This is a genomic window from Duganella sp., from assembly GCF_039595735.1.
Lineage (GTDB): Bacteria > Pseudomonadota > Gammaproteobacteria > Burkholderiales > Burkholderiaceae_D > Rugamonas.
Window position 1 is genome coordinate 460,539 of sequence record NZ_JBCNLB010000003.1, and the last position, 18,351, is coordinate 478,889.

The window sequence follows — 18,351 nt, forward strand, 5'->3', positions numbered from 1 at the left end:
GCTTGCCACCAGCCTATACCCAATTATGTAGTCTTGACAATATTTTTCTGCCGAACTGGCGGGCGGCGCTCGCCAGTGTTGCGTCCAGCCGTCGCCTGGGTGCCGCTTTCCAGCGTGAAGCGGGCGCCACTGTCCGCGCCCAGCGCTTTCACCAGCCACGGCATCACCTGTTTCAGCATCGGCTCCAGCGTGTACGGCGGATTCAGGATGAACATGCCGCTGCTGTGCAGGCCGCCGATCCCGTCCGGCATCGGCTTCTTGATGGTCAGCACCACGTTCAGCCATTGCGCAGCCGGCAGCTGCTTCAGTTTGTCCGCGAACTGGCGCGATTCCATGCGCTGCAGCAGCGGATACCAGACCGCGTAGGTGCCGGTCGGGAAGCGGCCCAGCGCTTCGGCCAGCGCATCCTTGGTTTTTTTGTAGTCCTGCTTGTCTTCGTACGGCGGGTCGATCAGCACCAGCGCGCGGCGCGACGGCGGCGGCAGCAGCGCTTTCAGCGAGGCGAAGCCATCGCTGCGGTTGACGATCACGCGCTTGCCGCGCACGGTGGAACGGATGCCTTGCGCCGCCGCGTGCTCGTCCAGCTTGCGGAAGTTATCGGCCAGCAGCTTGGCGTCGGCCGGGTGCATCTCGAACAGGCGCAGGCGGTCCTGCTCGCGCGCCACCCGCTCGGCGATGTACGGCGAGCCAGGGTAGAAGCGCATCTTGCCGCTGGGGTTCATGGCGCGCACCAGGTCGACGTATTCCTGCACCGGCTGCGGCATCTCCGTCAGGTTCCACAGCTTGCCGATGCCGGTATCGTACTCGGCATTCTTGGAAGCGAACGCGCCATCGAGCTCGTAGACGCCGGCGCCCGAGTGCGTGTCGATGTAGCTGTAGGCCACATCTTTCTGATTCAGGTACTGCAGCAACTGGATGGTGATGAAGTGCTTGAGCACGTCGGCGTGGTTACCCGCGTGGAAGGCGTGGCGGTAAGAGAACATAAGCTGGTGATCCTGATTGATTCAATCCGACATTATCCCTCAGAACGCGCGCGCCACCAAAAAAGCGCTCACCTCGTTTGCATCAAAGCGCGCCCAACTGGGCTGACTAAGATGGAACTGCCGCGCGCGCATCCGCATGCGTGGCGTTCTTTCATGGAGGAGATTATGGCTTTTAACAACGTAGGGCCGCTGACCTTCCTGGCGCCCGGTCAAACCGCGTTCTGGAGCTACACCTACGGTGCCGACCACGGCACCCAGTTCGCTTCGGCCGACGTCAAGACGCCCAACCAGGGCGCCGTCCACCTGGCCGACCAGCAACGCAAGCGCAAGGACAACAACGGCAACGCAACGTACTTCGTCAACATCCACAACCAGGGTGTCGGCGGCTGCTTCCACAATCTGCAAGGCGGAGGGATGTCATGAAGATGACCATTGTAACGGACACGCACGGCAATGTGCTGGGCGCCGTCCAGGGGCATAACCTGTCGGAGAAAAAGGATGGCGTGGAAGCGACCGTGTCGTTCGCCCCCGGTCATGCCACCCACATGATCGAAGTCGACGACGACCTCAGCACGGTCGACGACGTCGATGAATTCCAGCAGCGCCTGCGCCGCCACCTGCAGCAGCATCAGCAAAAGCCGTAAACGGCAAAGCGGCAGCGATTGTGTCGCTGCCGCTTCTGGCGCCGGCAAGTGTCGCCCGCCCGCGCCATCTCACTCCCTGTTATCGTTACGCTACTTTCTTGGCATCGAAGAATTGCTCATCTTCGGTCGAACCGTGCAGCGCGGTGGTCGACGACTGGCCGTTCTGAATGGTCTGGGTCACGGCGTCGAAGTAGCCGGTGCCGACTTCGCGCTGGTGCTTGACGGCAGTGAAGCCTTTTTCCGCCGCGGCGAATTCCGCTTCCTGCAGTTCCACAAAGGCCGACATCTGGCGGCGCGCATAGCCGTGGGCCAGGTTGAACATGCCGTAGTTCAGCGAGTGGAAGCCGGCCAGCGTGATGAACTGGAACTTGTAGCCCATGGCGCCCAGTTCCTTCTGGAACTTGGCGATGGTGGCGTCGTCCAGGTTTTTCTTCCAGTTGAACGATGGCGAGCAGTTATAGGCCAGCATCTTGCCCGGGAATTTGGCGTGCACGGCTTCCGCGAACTGCTTGGCGAAGGCCAGGTCCGGCTTGCCGGTTTCACACCACACCAGGTCGGCGTACGGGGCGTAAGCCAGGGCGCGCGAAATCGACTGCTCCAGGCCGTTGCGGACCTTGTAGAAGCCTTCCACGGTGCGCTCGCCGGTGCAGAATGGCTGGTCGTTGGCGTCCACGTCCGAGGTCAGCAGGTCAGCGGCTTCGGCATCGGTACGGGCGATCACCAGGGTCGAGGTGCCCATCACGTCCGCTGCCAGGCGGGCGGCGGTCAGTTTTTCCACCGCTTCGCGGGTTGGCACCAGTACTTTGCCGCCCATGTGGCCGCATTTTTTCACGGAAGCCAGCTGGTCTTCGAAGTGCACGCCGGCGGCGCCCGCTTCGATCATGGATTTCATCAGTTCGTACGCGTTCAGCACCCCGCCGAAGCCGGCTTCGGCGTCGGCCACGATCGGCGCGAAGAAGTCGATATCGTCCTTGCCTTCCGACCACTGGATCTGGTCAGCGCGCTGGAAGGTGTTGTTGATGCGGCGAACCACCATCGGCACCGAGTTGGCTGGGTACAGCGACTGGTCAGGATACATTTCACCGGCCAGGTTGGCATCGCCGGCCACCTGCCAGCCCGACAGGTAGATGGCTTTCAGACCGGCCTTCACTTGTTGCATGGCCTGGTTACCGGTCAGCGCGCCCAGGGCGTTGACGAACGGTTCGTTGTTCACCAGGTTCCACAGCTTCTCGGCGCCGCGCTGGGCCAGGGTGTGCTCGATCTTGATCGAACCGCGCAGGCGCACCACGTCTTCAGCGGTGTAGGTGCGGGTGACGCCCTTCCAGCGCGGATTGGTGTCCCAGTCTTTTTGCAGTTCTGCGATTTGCTGTTCACGAGTTGCCATGGTGTTCTCCTATTCATCAAGACAGTTAAAAACGAAAAGCCGTTAGACAAATAATAGAGCTTTTTGTGCCGCGCACCAATGGTCTTATATAAGACACATAACTAAATTATTTTTGATTTAAATCAGTAACTTAGTTTATGATTTTCATGATACGGAAAGATATTTCTCAGCGTGGAAGATTCTGATGCTGCGTTACCACATCATTTTCCACGATATGAAACATTGTTCTCGCATGATGAAAAATCGGCGCAAAATGGCCGAAAAATATGGATGAGGAGTGATGCAGGCGCCCAACACTTGCAAGCGTGCTGGGCGGAAGGAAGGCATCAGGCCAGTTTCTGTTGCGCGATCAACACACCGTCGGCATCGGCGTAGATCCAGTCGCCCGGGTTGACCGGCACGCCGGCAATGTGGACCCGCACATTGCGTTCGCCGGCGCCTTTCCTGGCGCTTTTTTGCGGATGGGCGCCCAGCGCGCGCACGCCGATGTCGCAGGCGTTGATTTCATCGGTATCGCGGATGCAGCCATCCACAATGATGCCGGCCCAGCCGTTGTCCTGCGCCAGCAAACCGAGCTGGCCGCCCACCAGCGCACGGCGCAGGCTGCCGCCGCCATCGATCACCAGCACGTTGCCGTCGCCCGGCGTCTCCAGCGTGGCGCGCACCAGGGCATTGTCCTCGTGCACTTTCAGCGTGGAGACGCGGCCGGAAAAGCGCACCCGCTGGCCATAGTGGCGGAACACGGGCGGCAGCACCGCCAGCCGGCCGTCATCCAGCAGGTTGGCGTTGTCGTCGCATAAATCGGTGGTGGCAAAGCTCATCGCAGTCCTCTTGCATAGTTATTAAGATGGACTTTATTCTATGCGGTTTTGGGCATGGCAGCCACGCGGCGGTTGCTGCCGACGCCCAGCGCGGTCAGGATCACCAGCGCCTGGAACAGCCCGATCACCGCAAACACCCCGGCCGGCTGGTGCGCATCCATCAGCACGCCGAACAGCATGGCGCCCAGCGCCAGGCCGCTGTCCAGGCCAGAATACACCACGCCAAACACGCGGCCGGTGGCATTGGCCGGCGCCGCGCCGCGTATCATCAGGTCGCGCGACGGGCCGGAAATGCCGGTCACCAGGCCGATCAGGCCCATCAGCACCACCGCCATCCAGGCCGGCACCACGGCTGCCGCCAGCACCAGCGCCAGTACCGCCGCCGTGCCGAAGGCGATCATGATGATGCGGTCATGATTGCGGCTGCCCGCGCCCAGGAAGCCGCCATATACCATGCCAGCCGCCGAGGCGAACATGAAGCAGGTGTAGGCCGAGGTGGCGGTGGCCAGCGACATGCCGTACAGGCTGACCAGGCTGGTGGCGGCAAAGGTCTGGATGCCGGCCAGCGCGATGGCGGAAATCAGGAAAAAGGCAAAGCACAGCCACACCACTTTCAGCTTGAGGAAGCCGAAGGCACTGCCGCCGGCCACCCCCGGCTTGCCCGCCGCCGGCAGCACGGCCGGCGCCGGCCGCAAGGCATAGCGGTTGAGGACCAGCAGCGCCAGCACCGCAAAAGCGACGCCGGACGCCGCCAGCAAGGCCATGCGCCAGCCGGCGCGGCCGGCCACAAAGGTCAGGAACAGCGGCGACAGCGCCCAGCCGATATTGCCGCTGATGCCGTGCACCGAGAAGCCGTGCGCCAGCCGCGCCTTGGAGACGCGCTGGTTGAGCAAGGTGTAATCGGCCGGGTGGAACACGCTGTTGCCGCAGCCGGCCAGGAAGGCGCCCATCATCAGTTGCACATAGCTGTGCGCGCTCGACAGCAGCACCGCCGACAAACCCAGCAGCCCGATGCCGCTGAACAGCACGGTGCGCGCGCCGAGCCGGTCGACCACGAAGCCGGCCATGGCCTGGCCGACGCCGGACACGACAAAGAAAATCGTCATCAGCAGGCCCAGCTGCGAGTAGCTGAGGCCGAACTCCGGCTTCAGCCACGGAATCAGGGCCGCCAGAATGATGTGATAAAAGTGGGAAGTCCCATGCGCCACCCCGACCAGCGTAATCACGCGGGCATCCTGGCGCAGCAAAGTGCGGTCGTTCATGCTGCTCTCTCCATGTTGTTTGACATCAGTCTAAGCAATTTGCCATCGTCTGATTTAAGATAGAGTGACAACATTTATCGCATTTCCGCCATGGCTATTTCCATTGTCGACCATACCCGCTTCGACTGCGAGTCCGATGTCCCCAGCGCCAGCCGCCCCCTCACCCTGGCGGGGCGCCATCTGCAAGCCGCCGCCGTGCTGGAACCGCATTCCCACGCGTGGGGCCAGTTCACCTATGCCGTGCACGGCGTGATGCGGGTGGAAGCCCATCACAGCAGCTGGATCGTGCCGCCGCAACGCGCGGTATGGATACCGGCCGGCGTGGTGCACAACGTGACCACGCTGGAAAACACCCATCTGCGGCCCATGCGGGTGTACGCCGGCCGCGCGCCCTTCCCCGGCACCGGCTGCAAGGTGCTGGAGCTGTCCAGCCTGCTGCGCGAACTGCTGGCGGCGCTGGAGCACCACGACCTGCAAGCGCAGTCGCGGCGCGAGCACTTGCTGATGGAAATGATCCTGGATGAAATCGCCCGCTGCGCCGAGCATGCGCTACGCGTGCCCCTGCCCGGCGATAAACGTCTGAAAGCCTTGTGCGACGCCCTGATCGCCGATCCCGGCGCCGACCTCACGCTGGCCGATTGGGCCACGCAGGTGGGCGCCTCGGAACGCACCCTCAGCCGCCTGTTCGAGCGCGAGCTGGGCATGGGCTTCGGCCACTGGCGCCAGCAGGCGCGGCTGGCGCATGCGGCGCCGCTGATCGCGCGCGGGGTGCCGCTGTCGCAGGTGGCGGCCGAGCTGGGCTATGCCAGCCAGTCGGCTTTCTCGGCCATGTTCCGCAAAACCTTTGGTTGCTCTCCATCCAGCTTTTTTAAATAACAACAATAATTCTTCGTCAAGTTTTCATTTTTTGTGCCGATAACGTCTGCTTGGAGAAAAGTACGGTACATTAGTGGATACTTATCAATTAGAAAAAAGATATCGAATGGCGGATCTGTCCCTCTTCTCGAACGAACAAATCGCGGCGCTGCTGTCGGCGCTGCCAGACCCGGCATTCATACTCACGCGCAGCGGCCGCTATGCCGCCCTGTTCGGCGGCACCGACAGCCGCTACTACCACGATGGCAGCAGCCTGGTCGGCAAGTCCATCTCGGATGTGCTGAACGCGGAAAAAGCGGCCTGGTTCGAAACGCAGATCGCCATCGCCCTGGCCTCGCGGGGCTTGCACGTGGTCGAATATCCGCTGGCGGCGAATGACGTCAAGGGCGTGGGCGGCGCCGGCCCGGCGGAAACCATCTGGTTCGAAGGCCGCGTACAGCCGCTGGAATACCAGGTGATGGGCGAAGATGCGGTGCTGTGGGTGGCCAGCAATATCACCGCCAGCAAGAAGCTGGAAGCGCTGCTGCGCATGCAAAGCGAAACCGATGCGCTGACCGGCCTGCCCAACCGCCGCAAGCTGATGAGCGGCCTGACCGAGCATTTCGAACTGTTCACCCGCTACAAGACGCCGACCTCGGTGCTGATTTTCGACATCGACCACTTCAAGGGCATCAACGACGAATACGGCCACCTGGTGGGCGACAAGGCCATCACCACCACCGCCGAAGTCTGCCGGCGCGAGCTGCGCGCGGCCGATTTCCCGGCCCGCCTGGGCGGCGATGAATTCGTGGTGCTGATGCCGCACACCGGCGCCGAGCACGCCTTGACGATTTCGGAACGGCTACGACTGAAGATTGCGGAAGGCTTGAGAGCGCTGGGCACGCTGGGCAAAGGCGCCACCATCAGCGGCGGCCTGAGTGAAATGATCGCCGGCGACAGCTCGTATGAAGATGTGCTGAAGCGGGCGGACGATGCCTTGTACCGCGCTAAACGCGACGGTCGTAACCGCATCGTCCGCCATCAGGCGCATTAGCTGAAGGCCAGCTCGCCGTTGACCGCATCCACATGGATGGTGTCCTTCGGCCCGAACTTGCCTTGCAGGATCAGCTTGGACAGCGGATTTTCGATCTGCTGCTGGATCGCCCGTTTCAGCGGCCGCGCGCCATACACCGGATCGTAGCCGGCCTCGGCAATCTTGTGCAGGGCCGCGTCGGTCACGCTCAGGCCGATTTCCAGTTTGCCCAGGCGCTGCTCCAGCGTTGCCAGCTGAATCCGGGCAATCGCACCGATGTTCTTCTCATCCAGGCCGTGGAACACCACAATCTCGTCGATCCGGTTGATGAACTCCGGACGGAAGTGGGTGCGCACCTCGGCCATCACTGCCAGCTTGACCACGCCCGGGTCCGAGTCCTCCATCGACTGGATCTTGTGCGAACCGAGGTTGGAGGTCATGATGATGACGGTGTTCTTGAAGTCCACCGTGCGGCCCTGGCCATCGGTCATGCGGCCGTCGTCCAGCGCCTGCAGCAGCACGTTGAACACGTCCGGATGTGCCTTTTCCACCTCGTCGAGCAGGATCACGCTGTACGGCTTGCGGCGCACGGCTTCGGTCAGGTAGCCGCCCTCGTCATAGCCGACGTAGCCCGGCGGCGCGCCGATCAGGCGGGCCACTGAGTGCTTCTCCATGAACTCGCTCATGTCGATGCGGATCAGCGACTCTTCCGTGTCGAACAGGAAGCCGGCCAGCGCCTTGGTCAGCTCGGTCTTGCCGACGCCGGTCGGCCCCAGGAACAGGAAGGAACCGTACGGACGATTCGGATCGGCCAGGCCGGCGCGCGACCGGCGGATGGCGTCGGCCACGGCGTTGATGGCCTCGTCCTGGCCCACCACGCGCTCGTGCAGCTTCTCTTCGATGTGCAGCAGTTTTTCACGCTCGCCCTGCATCATGCGCGAAACGGGAATCCCGGTCGCGCGCGACACCACCTCGGCGATTTCCTCGGCGCCGACTTCGGTGCGCAGCAGCTTGGGCTTGGACGCGTCAGCGCTGCCCTCCGCCGCCGTGGCTTTCTCAGCCTGCTTGAGCTGGGCTTCCAGTTCGGGCAGGCGGCCGTATTGCAGCTCGGACACGCGCTGCCAGTTGCTTTCGCGCGTGGCCTGCTCCATCTGCTGCTTGATGCGGTCGATCTCTTCCTTGATGTGCGAGCTGCCCTGCACCACCGATTTCTCGGCCTTGAGGATTTCCTCGTAGTCATTCAACTCGCGCGTCAGGCGCGTGATTTCCTCGTCGATCAGCTCCAGACGCTTGCGCGAGCCCTCGTCTTTTTCCTTCTTGACGGCTTCCTTCTCGATCTTCAGCTGGATCAGGCGGCGCTCCAGCTTGTCCATGACTTCCGGCTTGGAGTCGATCTCGATCTTGATCTTGGCCGCGGCCTCGTCGATCAGGTCGATCGCCTTGTCGGGCAGGAAGCGGTCGGTGATGTAGCGGTGCGACAGTTCCGCCGCCGCAATGATGGCGGCGTCCGAGATGGCGACCTGGTGGTGCAGCTCATACTTGTCCTGCAAGCCGCGCAGGATGGCGATGGTGGCTTCCACGGTCGGCTCGTCGACCAGAATCTTCTGGAAGCGGCGCTCCAGCGCGGCATCTTTCTCGATGTATTTGCGGTATTCGTCCAGCGTGGTCGCGCCGACGCAGTGCAGCTCGCCGCGCGCCAGCGCCGGCTTCAGCATATTGCCGGCGTCCATGGCGCCATCGGCCTTGCCGGCGCCCACCATGGTGTGCATCTCGTCAATGAAGACGATGGTCTGGCCTTCGTCCATGGCCAGTTCTTTCAGCACCGCTTTCAGGCGTTCCTCAAACTCGCCGCGATACTTGGCGCCGGCGATCAGGGCGGCCATGTCCAGCGCCAGCACGCGCTTGCCCTTGAGCGAATCCGGCACCTCGTTGTTGACGATGCGCTGCGCCAGGCCCTCGACGATGGCGGTCTTGCCGACGCCCGGTTCACCGATCAGGACGGGATTGTTTTTGGAACGGCGCTGCAGCACCTGGATGGCGCGGCGGATTTCATCGTCGCGGCCGATCACCGGGTCCAGCTTGCCCTGGCGGGCGCGCTCGGTCAGGTCGAGGGTGTATTTTTTCAGGGCTTCGCGCTGGCCTTCGGCCTCCTGCGAATCAACCTTGGCGCCGCCGCGCACGGCGTCGATGGCGGCTTCCAGCGACTTGCGGGTCAGGCCGTTTTCGCGCGCCAGCGTGCCAGCGTCCGACTTGTCTTCGGTCAGCGCCAGCAGCACCATTTCGCTGGAAATGAACTGGTCGACACGTTTCTGCGCTTCCTTGTCGGCCAGGTTCAGCACGGCCACCAGCTCACGGCTGGCTTGCACGTTGCCACCGGTGCCCGAGACTTTCGGCAGGCGCTCGATGGCGCCGGTCAGCGCCTTGCTCAGGCCGCCGACATTGACGCCGGCGCGTTGCAGCAGAGAACGGGCACTGCCGTCGTCCTGGTTCAGCAGGGCCGTCAGCAGGTGCACCGGTTCAATGTAAGGGTTATCGTTGCCCACGGCCAGACTCTGCGAGTCCGACAGGGCTTCCTGGAGTTTGGTGGTGAGTTTGTCCTGACGCATGGTGTTGCTCCGGTAGATTTAACTTATCGTTTACATAGGAGCTACTTCCACTTATTCAAGGCCGCGTCATCGCTAACGCGGGCGTCCACCCAGCGCGCGCCTTCGGGCGTCTGCTCCTTCTTCCAGAACGGGGCTTCTGTTTTCAAATAATCAATAATGAACTCGCTGGCGGCAAACGCTTCGCCGCGGTGCGCCGCGGTGACCGCCACCAGCACGATCTGGTCTTTCGGCTTGAGCGGGCCGACACGGTGGATCACCAGCGCGCTGAAAATCGGCCAGCGCTGTTTCGCCTTGTCAATAATGTCCCTGATGGACTGCTCGGTCATGCCGGGATAGTGCTCCAGTTCCATTTCCGACACCGTGGCGCCCTCGTTCAGGTCGCGCACCGTGCCGACAAAAGTGACCACGCCGCCGACCTTGGGGTGGTCGGCGCGCAGTTGGGCGACTTCCGCGGACAGATCGAAATCTTCGGTCTGGATCCGGACTTCATTCAAGCTCATGCACGCTCCGAGGCGCCGATGCGGCGGAACAGTTGCTCGATGCGGCTGGCGGTGCGGGCGTCGGCCAGGGCTGGCATGGCGCACAGCTGCAGATAGGCAGCGGTGGCAGATTGCGGCTTCTGGCCGGACTTCAGCGACGATTGCAGCACTTCCACTTGCATCTTGAGACGCTCGCGGGCGAACTCGGCGCCACTGTCAACGCCAGCCACGATTTCCAGGCGCAACACTTCATCCAGCAGCCTGGCGCGGTTGCGTTCCAGTTCCTGGGCGTAGTCGCTGCGCTTGCCGTCCAGCGCGCTCAGGGCGGCGTTGAAGCGGCCTTGCAGCGTGCGCTCATAATCATTGCCCAGCGACGGCAGCGCGGCCCACTTGGCTTGCCATTCAGCGGCGTCGATGGTTTCATCATGCTGGCCGATCGCGCTTTCCAGTGCCTGGCACAGGCGCAGCTTGTCGCGCAGCGCGTTGGCCTGGGCGGCGCCGGCGCGGCGCTTGATGGCGTCCGCCTGCGCCTGCACCTTGCCCACCGCATTGTGATAGCGCTGGGTGATGCGCGCCTCGGCCGCGCGCGGCACGGTGCCGGTGGCGTGCCAGGCGGCAGCGGCATCTTTCAGCGTTTTGGCGATGGCGGCCAGCTGGGCCTTGTCTTCGCCGCTGAAGCTGGCATCTTCCAGTTCCTTGCAAATGGCTTCGCGCGCGTGCAGGTGGGCCTTGCGCTCGTGGTCGGCGGCGTGGGCGCTTTCCTTGCGCTTGGCAAAGATGGCGTCGCAGGCGGCGCGGAAACGCTGCCACAGCGCCTGCTCGATCTTGCGTTCCAGCGGCAGGGCCTTGGCTTGCTCCTGCCAGCGTTCCTGCAGGCGGCGCAGCTTGTCGAGCGTGTGGCGGTCGGACGGGTCCAGCGCCTCGGCTTCGGTAATCAGTTGCTCGCGCTTGCTGGCTTCGATCTTGCGCTGTTCGGACAACGGCGCCAGCATGGTGGCCAGCACTTTGTCGAAGGTTTGGTCAAGCTTGCGTTTTTCCTTGCGGTCGATGGTGCCGAGACGGCCCCACATCTGGCGCAGGCGCTGACCGGCGGCAGCGACGTTTTTCAGGTCGGCGCCACCGGCCGCGACCGACTCGGCCAGAGCCTGGGTTTCCGCGATCAGGGCGTGCGCCTTGGCGGCGTTGGCATGGCGCTCGTCAGCCAGGTGCTTGAAGTGGGCGGCGGCCGGCGCGTAGGCGCTGGTGCAGGCGGCATCAAAGCGTTCCCACAGCGATTTCGGCGCGTGGCCGGAAACGGCGTCCAGCTGCTTCCAGCGGTCGCGCATGCTGCCGACTTTCCTGGCCAGCTCGCTCATGGCCAGTTTCTGGCCCGGCAGTTCTTCCACCGCCTTGACCAGTTCCTCGCGCGAGACATTGCCGCCCCAGCGTGCCCAATCGCCAAGGCGCTTGAGTTCGGCACGGACGTGGTTCAGATGCTCGGTCTGGGCATGGTTCAGGCGCGTTTTATGTTCGCGCAGCCATTTGTCGTGCTCGGCGGCGATGTGCAGCTGGCCTTGCTCCAGCGCGGCTTCCAGCGCTTCCAGCGTTTCAAGGAATTTCTTGTCGGTCTCTTTTGGCGCCTGCTTGGGCTGCTTGCGCTCGGCCGGCTTGCCCGCCGCGCCCTCGCCCGCCGCTCCATCAGCCGCGCCAGCGATGCCGCTGACCTCGCCCGCCGCGCCAGCCGCACCGGTGGCCGGCGCGTGTATCGATCCCGCCGCGCCTGAGGCCGCGCGTCCAGGACGGGCCTCCGCCGCAGCGCCGCCTGACGCCGCGCGCCCTGAGCCGCCCTCCACGGCCGCGCCGCCTGCTGGCGCGCGCCCCGCTGCCGCCAGCGTACCCGCCGCAGCTGCGCCGCTGGCGCGCGCGCCGGCACGCGCCCCCGCATCGGCCGCAGGCTCGGCGGCGGCCGGCTTCGGCGGCGCGGTCAGCGCGACGCGCGTCTGCTCGATCACCTGGGCGAAATCACTCAGCAAATGACGCGGCAGCGCGTTATGTTCCGGCGCCTCCTGGTAGACGCTTTGCTGCGCCGCATGGCGCTCCAGCGCCTGCAAGGCCTCTTCCGCCGGCAAGCCGGCTTGCGGCAGCTTGCGCACCGCCGCCATCGCATCGATGATGGTGCGCTGCAAATTCACCTGCGCTTCCAGCCGCGCGGCCAGCGCCGCGCGCGCCGACGCGTACTGGCCGGCCAGCGACGGCACCTCGGCCACCACCTGCCACTGCCGGTCCAGCTCGGCCACCTGATTGGGCGTCAGCTTGTCGTCCTGCAACAGGCGTTGCGCCACATCCAGGCACGCCTGTGCTTTTTGTTGCTCTGCTTGCTGGTAGCGGATGGCGTCCAGGCGCCCCTGCATCATCTTGGCGACGCGACGATCGCTGTTGCGCACCGCCTGCAGCACTTGCTCCAGCGCAGCCTGGCTATGCACATGCTCAGCGGCGGCCTGGCGCACGCCGGCAAATTCGCTCTCCAATATCAGGGCGACGGCAGCCGCTTCGTTGCCATTGAGGGCGGCGGCGCGCTGCGCCTGCTCGTCCCGGCGGCTGGCGGCCGCGTCCTGCTGCGGCTCAGCCGCTGGCGACGGCGGAACGGCCGACGTTTCGGTTGCACGCTTAAAGAGGAAATCAAACATGGTGCGCTATGGTGATGGCTAAAACCACCATCATAGCAAAGCAGGGGAAATTTGCCCTGCGAGTGCGCTACGGGGTGGTTATTTCATGATGACATCGTCCCGCGACGCCTGCCGCGCGGACCGGAGCACCGGCCGTGCCGGCACCTCATCCAGCCCGACAACAGGCAGCACTTGCAGGCCTGGTATGGAGATTTGGCCGTCGTCCACTTCGCCGCCCGGCAGCGCGCGCCGGCGCGCCGTCACTTGCGCCGCTTCGGCCGGCGGCAGGCCGGAGCGCTTCATTTCATCCAGATGCTTGTCGTGCATCATCAACTGGTTGGCGATCGAAAACCAGGTTTCGCCGGCGATGGAATTGCGCGCCAAGGCAAACAGTTCCTGCTCTTCCTTTTCCAGCCGCTTGAGCAGCGCGGTGCAGAAGGTGTCGATGCTGTCGCACACTTCGCTGACCTGCTCGTCGCGCACGTCGGCCAGGGCGCCCAGCTTGTCTTGCAGCAGGCGGATCGACATCAGCGCGGACTGGTTCAAACGGTTGAGTTCATCCAGCAACTGGTCGGCACGCTCGGTGGCGTCGCGCAGCGCCGGAATCAGATACATCTCGGTCTTGCGCCAATGGCAGGCTTGATACAAGGTATGGAGGTTTTCGCAAGCGTATTCCAGTTGCGACAGAGTCATGCGGTTCTGCTGCATGAGCGTGCTGCGCATATACTTCTGAAACGATAGCAAACTCAAACGAACGCTGGCTTGTTCGACAGACAGTGCTACCAAAGTATATGTGGCGGTTAACATTCTTCTGACTCCCAATGCTTGTATGGTGGAAGTAAAAGTGTAAATATTCCCGACAGCGGCGCTTTGACGTAGCACAAACCCGCCCCCGCGTCGTTAATAAGAATATATAACAAGCGCTGCGCGAATGCTATCGCAAAGGCAGTTGTAAACGCACCATTCCCGCTTCCGGATGCGGCAATACCACGCCGCCGAAATGGCGTATCAGTTTTTGCACGCCGCCGTTCTCCGACAAGGCGTCGCCAACGATCTCGCGCGTGCCGCGCGCGCGGAAATAATCCACCAGTTTCTGGAACAGGATGTAGCCCAAACCCCGTCCTTTCAAATCGGAACGCACGATGATGGCAAATTCAGCGGACTGATTGTCGGGATCGATGACGGCACGCACCACGCCCAGCGTTTCCGACTCGCCATTGGCATTCGGTCGCGTGGCGATGAAGGCCATGGCACGGTCGTAATCGATCTGCGTCAGCCGCGCCAGCTGGGCCGGCGGCAGCTCGCGCATGGCGGTGAAGAAGCGCAGGCGCACATCGTCCGCGTTGAGTGCACTGAAGAAGGCCTGATGCTGCGCGCCGTCTTCCGGACGGATCGGGCGCAGCAGGATTTGCCCGCCGCCCCAGTCCACGCGCTCTTCCAGCTCTTGCGGATACGGGCGGATCGCCAGCTCGGCGCGCCGCGCGCGGGCCTTGGCCAGCTGCATGCGCGCGCCCAGTGCCACCACGCTGCCGCCGATCGCCAGCAGTGGATTGAGATCAAGTTCGATCAACTCCGGCAGGTCTGCCACCATGTCGGCCACCTGCACCAGGGTGCGGATCAGCGCTTCGGCATCGGCCGCGGTCTGGCTTTGCGCCAGCAGCCGCGAGACGCGGGTGCGGCTGACCATGTCGCGCGCCAGCGCCATGTTCAGCGGCGGCAGGCCGGCGGCGCGGTCCGCCGCCACATCGGCCGCGATACCGCCCTGGCCGAAAAACACCACCGGCCCGAACACCGGATCGTGACCGATCTGGATGCGCGCGGCGGCCAGCGTGGCGCCGGTCAGCGCCGCCTGTTGCGGCGTGGCCAGCGCCAGGCCATACGCCGCCATCAGCGCGCGCGCATCGGTGTCGGACAGGTCGCTGCGGCCGGCGTTGAGCGCGGCCTGCACCAGTGCGCGCGCCGATGAACGCTCGCCGGCGCTGGTGGCCGGCACGCCGGCCGGCACTTCCATCAGCAGTTCCTGATTGCGGCGGTACTGGGCGATCTGCAGGAAGCCGTTGACGGCTTTTTCCGGCGTGTCGTAAGTCGGCAGGCCGGCATCGGCAAACACGCGGCGCGCCTGCGCCACCGAACCACCGCCCAGCCAGCAGGACAGCACGTTTTTGTTCGCCGCTTGCATCAGGGGAGCCACGGCCGTGGCGATCAGCTCGCTGGCCACCATGGCGGTGGGCGCATGCAGGAACAGCAGCGCGTCGGCCTGCGGCTCGCGCAGCAGCGCCTCCACCGCGCCGGTGTAGTGCTCGACCGGCGCGTCGGCCAGAAAGTCGAGCGGATTGGTTTGCGGCGCGCCCGCCTGCGCCAGCCGTTTCAGGGTTTCCGGCGACAACGGCGCCAGTTGCGCGCCGCTGCAGGCCAGCGCATCGGCCGCGATCAGGCCCAGGCCACCGCCGTTGGTGATCACCGCCAGCCGTTCGCCGCGTTGCGGACGCTGACGCGCCAGCGTTTCCACGGCATCGAACAAATCCTCGGTGGAGTACACGCGCAACATGCCGGCGCGGCGGATCGCGGCATCGAACACCAGGTCGGCGCCGGGCGCCGCATCGCGCCCGACTTTCAGGACGATGACCGGCTTGCCGCGCGCCGCCAGCCGTCCGGCCGACATGAATTTGCGCGCGCTGCGGACCTGTTCTACACAGAGCAGGATGGCCTCGGTGGCTGTATCTGCGGCCAGATAGTCGAGCAGATCGCCAAAGTCGACGTCCACGCCATCGCCCATGGCGACAAAGCGCGAGAAGCCGATGCCGCGCTGGCCGGCCCAGTCCAGCACCGCCGTTGCCAGCGCGCCGGATTGCGAGACGAAAGCCAGCCGTCCGGTGCCTGCCGCCATTTGAGTGAAGCTGGCATTCAGTCCCAGCGCCGGCGATTGCAGGCCCACGCTGCCGGCGCCAAGAATGCGCAGCAGGTGCGGCCTGGCCGCGTCCAGCATCGGCTGGCGCAGGCTGCGGCCGCCGGCCGTGCCAGGATCGGCGGTCATCACGATGGCGGCCTTGGTGCCGTTCTGTCCCAGCTCGCTGATCAAGCCGGCCACCGTGGCCGGCGGCGTGCAGATCACGGCCAGATCGGCCGGCGCCGGCAAGGCGCTTACGCGCGCGTAGCACGGCAGGCCGCGCAGCGTGTCGTGCCTGGGATTGACCGGCCACACCTTGCCGCCGTCGCGCGTGAACTCGCCGTCCAGCAGATTGGCCAGCACCCGCGTGCCGATGCGCTGCGGATTATCCGACGCGCCGATCACGGCCACCGAACGTGGTTGGAACAGGCGGTCAAGATGACGAATGCTCATGGAAAATCACCAGCGCGATGAATGATCTTCAGTCACGCCCATCAGCTGCGTGACCATGCGTTTGGGCTGATCGGGCGCTGCGCGCACCCAGCCGCTGAAAGTGCCGATCGGCTGCAGGTAGCGGCTGGCCGCCACCACCATTTTCTTGTTGTCGCGGCGCGCCCCTTCCGGCGTGAAGGTCAGGTCCAGCATATCGTCCTCGGTAAAAATATGCCACTGCGAGAGCGCGTCCTTTTTATCGTACAGGAAGTGGGCCGGCGCCAGCGCAATCAGGTCGCCGTCCAGCCACAGCGCGTTCTCGTGCGCGCCGAAATAGCCGGCCTGCAGATTGAAGCCCAGCTCCAGATTGTGGGCCGAGGCCCAGCGCCAGGCGGTGTTCCGCGCCAGCAGGCCGTTGGAATAATCGAAGCTGGCCACGCCGCCATCAAGTTTGTACTCCTCGCGCCAGGTGCGCACCTCGCCGCGCAGCGGCATGGCGCTGGACTTCTGCGTCGCGTGCACCGAACCGTGTTCGATCGGGCCGCTGGCCAGCAGCAGCGGCGACGGGCTGGGACCGAAGCTGGCGTCGATTTCAAGGTAATCGCATCGCAGCGTCAGTTGATAGCTGCCGTCGCCGTTGGCATCCACCGCGATGTGGCAGTTCTTCGCCTTGAAGCTGCTCGACTCGCCGGCGTGGTTGGCCAGCCGGGCCGAGATCAGCGGCAGGCCATCCTGCGAGAAGTTGGCCAGCATGTCGCCGTCGCGGCGGTCGAAGGCGTAGGCAAAGGCGGTGCTGATCCAGCCCAGATCCACAATCGCCACCGCGCAGAACACCTCCTCCGTGCACAGCGCCACGTAGTGCCAGCGCTTGTGGTGAAAGCGCCGCCACAACGGGCTGCGGGCAAAGGGCTTGGCCAGCTGGCTCCAGTCGATATTGCCGACCTGGCCGGCGTAGCGTCCAAACAGCGGTTGTCCGTCAGCGGCCAGCAGGCTAGCGGGAGCGGCGGGCAGGGTCATGCAGCTTCCTTTTGTAATAGCTCGCCAAAACCGGCCGGCGAGGCTTGCGTTATTTTGATCCGCGGGCACGCGTGCCAGTCGGCCAGCCGTTGCAAGGCGCCAGCGACGTCGCGCGTGAAGCGGTCGCTGACGCGTACCCCGGGTTCCAGCACCAGCGACTTCAATTCAAACACCCCTTCGCGCCGGTGCGCCTTGGCGTCCACGCGGCCGACCAGGGCGCCGCGCCGCAGGATGGGCAGTGTGAAATAGCCATACTTGCGCTTCTCGGCCGGGGTGTAGCATTCAAGACGATAATCAAAGTTGAACAGCTCCTGCGCGCGGCGGCGGTCCCACACCACCGGATCGAACGGCGACAGGATGGTGGTCAGCGTCGGCGCCAGCGCGCCATCGGCGGCTTCCGCCAGCAAGCCCGCGTGGTCGGGATGGACGTAGATCGGATCGTCCCAGTCGTCCACCCAGGCGCGCAGCAGGGCGCCCTGCTCCACCAGCGTTTCCGGGTCGAGGCGCGGGGGCCGGGTGCGGAAGTAGTCGCTGATCCACGGCGCCCGCGCGCAGCCCATGGCCTTGACGGCCTTCAGCACCAGTTCGCGCTGCACCGCGTCCTTGCTTGGCAGCTGGCTGTCATCCCAATGCGGGAGCACGCGCTCGGCCAGATCGTAGATGCGCTGGAAGTTGTGGCGGGCCGAGATCATCAGCGCGCCGGTGGTGAACAGCACCTCCAGCGAGCGTTTTTCCGGCTTCCAGCTCCACCAGCCGCCGCCTTTGCCATCGGTGCGCTCAAAGTCCGAAGAGCGCGTCGGCCCGTTGACGCGGATATGCTCCAGCACCGATTCCACCTCGGCGCGGCGCTCCTTCATCCAGGCGGCTGAATACTTCCAGCCCATGGCTTCCGGCTCCAGCATGCGGTGCCGATACAGGCCATAATCCTCGACCGGCACGAAGCAGGCCTCGTGCGCCCAGTATTCAAACAACTCGCCGGCGGCCAGCGCCTGCTCCAGCCATGGCTGCGGATAATCGCCCAGGCGGCTCCACAACACCAGATAGGGGCTGCGCGCCACCACATTGATGGTATCGATCTGCAGCACACCCATTTGGCGGATCGCCGCCAGCACGTCCGGCTGGCGCGCCTTGCGGCGGCGCGGCTGCAACAGCCCTTGCGCCCCCAGATGCAGTGCCCGCGCGGCGGACAGGCTCAATATCGGTTCGGTCATCACGCTATTCTAATAAAGAAATCAATATTGCCTGTGAACGGAATGCGACTTTTTTCACGCCATTCACGCCAAAACCCACATTTCCGTGCAGA

15 protein-coding genes are annotated in these 18,351 nt (G+C 64.4%); 4 read left to right on the forward strand and 11 right to left on the reverse strand.

All coding sequences use genetic code 11. The features are described 5' to 3' along the window. Positions 1 to 23: 23 nt before the first annotated feature. Entirely contained in the window at positions 24 to 983 is a 960-nt protein-coding gene (rlmJ, locus tag ABDW57_RS09505; RefSeq protein ID WP_343729955.1) for a 23S rRNA (adenine(2030)-N(6))-methyltransferase RlmJ, read from the reverse strand. Between the two features lie 165 nt (positions 984 to 1,148). On the opposite strand from rlmJ, the gene ABDW57_RS09510 reads away from it, so the two are divergent. Continuing rightward, positions 1,149 to 1,406, forward strand: coding sequence for a hypothetical protein (locus ABDW57_RS09510; protein WP_343729956.1), 258 nt, complete (start codon positions 1,149 to 1,151; stop codon positions 1,404 to 1,406). Beyond that, positions 1,403 to 1,627 (forward strand): hypothetical protein, encoded by a 225-nt coding sequence (locus ABDW57_RS09515; protein ID WP_343729957.1) that lies wholly within the window; start codon positions 1,403 to 1,405, stop codon positions 1,625 to 1,627. Before ABDW57_RS09510 ends, ABDW57_RS09515 begins: the two co-directional genes overlap by 4 nt. 85 nt (positions 1,628 to 1,712) lie before the next feature. Here the strand turns inward: ABDW57_RS09515 and aceA are convergent, their stop codons facing one another. The 3 genes from aceA to ABDW57_RS09530 all read right to left on the reverse strand — a co-directional run bounded on the left by aceA (position 1,713) and on the right by ABDW57_RS09530 (position 5,094). Continuing rightward, positions 1,713 to 3,011: an isocitrate lyase gene (aceA, locus tag ABDW57_RS09520; protein WP_343729958.1), complete on the reverse strand. Its 1,299-nt coding sequence runs from the start codon at positions 3,009 to 3,011 to the stop codon at positions 1,713 to 1,715. 326 nt (positions 3,012 to 3,337) lie between these two features. Beyond that, positions 3,338 to 3,832, reverse strand: coding sequence for a ribonuclease E activity regulator RraA (gene rraA, locus ABDW57_RS09525; protein WP_343729959.1), 495 nt, complete (start codon positions 3,830 to 3,832; stop codon positions 3,338 to 3,340). Positions 3,833 to 3,870: 38 nt separating this feature from the next. Then, positions 3,871 to 5,094 (reverse strand): MFS transporter, encoded by a 1,224-nt coding sequence (locus ABDW57_RS09530; RefSeq protein ID WP_343729960.1) that lies wholly within the window; start codon positions 5,092 to 5,094, stop codon positions 3,871 to 3,873. A 90-nt stretch (positions 5,095 to 5,184) separates the two neighbouring features. Here ABDW57_RS09530 and ABDW57_RS09535 point away from each other — a divergent pair, with 90 nt between their 5' ends. Both ABDW57_RS09535 and ABDW57_RS09540 read left to right on the forward strand, forming a co-directional pair. After that, complete coding sequence (locus ABDW57_RS09535) at positions 5,185 to 5,970, forward strand: helix-turn-helix transcriptional regulator (RefSeq protein WP_343729961.1); 786 nt, start codon at positions 5,185 to 5,187, stop codon at positions 5,968 to 5,970. Between the two features lie 106 nt (positions 5,971 to 6,076). Continuing rightward, entirely contained in the window at positions 6,077 to 7,003 is a 927-nt protein-coding gene (locus tag ABDW57_RS09540) for a diguanylate cyclase (RefSeq protein WP_343729962.1), read from the forward strand. Here ABDW57_RS09540 and clpB read toward each other — a convergent pair. The 7 genes from clpB to ABDW57_RS09575 form a co-directional block, all read right to left on the reverse strand. Next, the gene (gene clpB / locus ABDW57_RS09545; protein WP_343729963.1) at positions 7,000 to 9,588 is read right to left on the reverse strand and encodes an ATP-dependent chaperone ClpB; all 2,589 of its coding nucleotides are present in this window, start codon (positions 9,586 to 9,588) and stop codon (positions 7,000 to 7,002) included. The two genes, ABDW57_RS09540 and clpB, sit on opposite strands and share 4 nt — an antisense overlap. 41 nt (positions 9,589 to 9,629) lie before the next feature. Then, on the reverse strand, positions 9,630 to 10,088 hold the full coding sequence (gene moaE, locus ABDW57_RS09550) for a molybdopterin synthase catalytic subunit MoaE (RefSeq protein WP_343729964.1): 459 nt from the start codon (positions 10,086 to 10,088) through the stop codon (positions 9,630 to 9,632). Next, entirely contained in the window at positions 10,085 to 12,733 is a 2,649-nt protein-coding gene (locus ABDW57_RS09555) for a DUF349 domain-containing protein (protein WP_343729965.1), read from the reverse strand. The genes moaE and ABDW57_RS09555 overlap by 4 nt, the downstream gene beginning before the upstream one ends. Positions 12,734 to 12,811: 78 nt before the next feature. After that, a complete protein-coding gene (locus ABDW57_RS09560) occupies positions 12,812 to 13,435 on the reverse strand; it encodes a hypothetical protein (RefSeq protein ID WP_343729966.1) in 624 nt (207 codons plus the stop codon). Positions 13,436 to 13,646: 211 nt separating this feature from the next. Beyond that, on the reverse strand, positions 13,647 to 16,052 hold the full coding sequence (locus ABDW57_RS09565) for a GNAT family N-acetyltransferase (protein WP_343729967.1): 2,406 nt from the start codon (positions 16,050 to 16,052) through the stop codon (positions 13,647 to 13,649). A 6-nt stretch (positions 16,053 to 16,058) separates the two neighbouring features. Next, positions 16,059 to 17,048, reverse strand: coding sequence for a DUF2804 domain-containing protein (locus ABDW57_RS09570; RefSeq protein ID WP_343729968.1), 990 nt, complete (start codon positions 17,046 to 17,048; stop codon positions 16,059 to 16,061). Further along, positions 17,045 to 18,259, reverse strand: a complete 1,215-nt coding sequence (locus tag ABDW57_RS09575; RefSeq protein WP_343729969.1) for a crosslink repair DNA glycosylase YcaQ family protein — start codon at positions 18,257 to 18,259, stop codon at positions 17,045 to 17,047. The genes ABDW57_RS09570 and ABDW57_RS09575 overlap by 4 nt, the downstream gene beginning before the upstream one ends. Positions 18,260 to 18,351 lie beyond the last annotated feature (92 nt).

Bases quoted from the DNA above. Each gene is read 5' to 3' on its own strand.
- ABDW57_RS09515 (WP_343729957.1), top strand. From the start codon at position 1,403: ATGAAGATGACCATTGTAACGGACACGCACGGCAATGTGCTGGGCGCC.
- ABDW57_RS09540 (WP_343729962.1), top strand. From the start codon at position 6,077: ATGGCGGATCTGTCCCTCTTCTCGAACGAACAAATCGCGGCGCTGCTG.
- ABDW57_RS09560 (WP_343729966.1), bottom strand. From the start codon at position 13,435: ATGCGCAGCACGCTCATGCAGCAGAACCGCATGACTCTGTCGCAACTG.
- aceA (WP_343729958.1), bottom strand. From the start codon at position 3,011: ATGGCAACTCGTGAACAGCAAATCGCAGAACTGCAAAAAGACTGGGAC.
- clpB (WP_343729963.1), bottom strand. From the start codon at position 9,588: ATGCGTCAGGACAAACTCACCACCAAACTCCAGGAAGCCCTGTCGGAC.
- ABDW57_RS09535 (WP_343729961.1), top strand. From the start codon at position 5,185: ATGGCTATTTCCATTGTCGACCATACCCGCTTCGACTGCGAGTCCGAT.
- moaE (WP_343729964.1), bottom strand. From the start codon at position 10,088: ATGAGCTTGAATGAAGTCCGGATCCAGACCGAAGATTTCGATCTGTCC.
- ABDW57_RS09555 (WP_343729965.1), bottom strand. From the start codon at position 12,733: ATGTTTGATTTCCTCTTTAAGCGTGCAACCGAAACGTCGGCCGTTCCG.
- rraA (WP_343729959.1), bottom strand. From the start codon at position 3,832: ATGAGCTTTGCCACCACCGATTTATGCGACGACAACGCCAACCTGCTG.
- ABDW57_RS09510 (WP_343729956.1), top strand. From the start codon at position 1,149: ATGGCTTTTAACAACGTAGGGCCGCTGACCTTCCTGGCGCCCGGTCAA.
- ABDW57_RS09530 (WP_343729960.1), bottom strand. From the start codon at position 5,094: ATGAACGACCGCACTTTGCTGCGCCAGGATGCCCGCGTGATTACGCTG.
- ABDW57_RS09575 (WP_343729969.1), bottom strand. From the start codon at position 18,259: ATGACCGAACCGATATTGAGCCTGTCCGCCGCGCGGGCACTGCATCTG.
- ABDW57_RS09565 (WP_343729967.1), bottom strand. From the start codon at position 16,052: ATGAGCATTCGTCATCTTGACCGCCTGTTCCAACCACGTTCGGTGGCC.
- rlmJ (WP_343729955.1), bottom strand. From the start codon at position 983: ATGTTCTCTTACCGCCACGCCTTCCACGCGGGTAACCACGCCGACGTG.
- ABDW57_RS09570 (WP_343729968.1), bottom strand. From the start codon at position 17,048: ATGACCCTGCCCGCCGCTCCCGCTAGCCTGCTGGCCGCTGACGGACAA.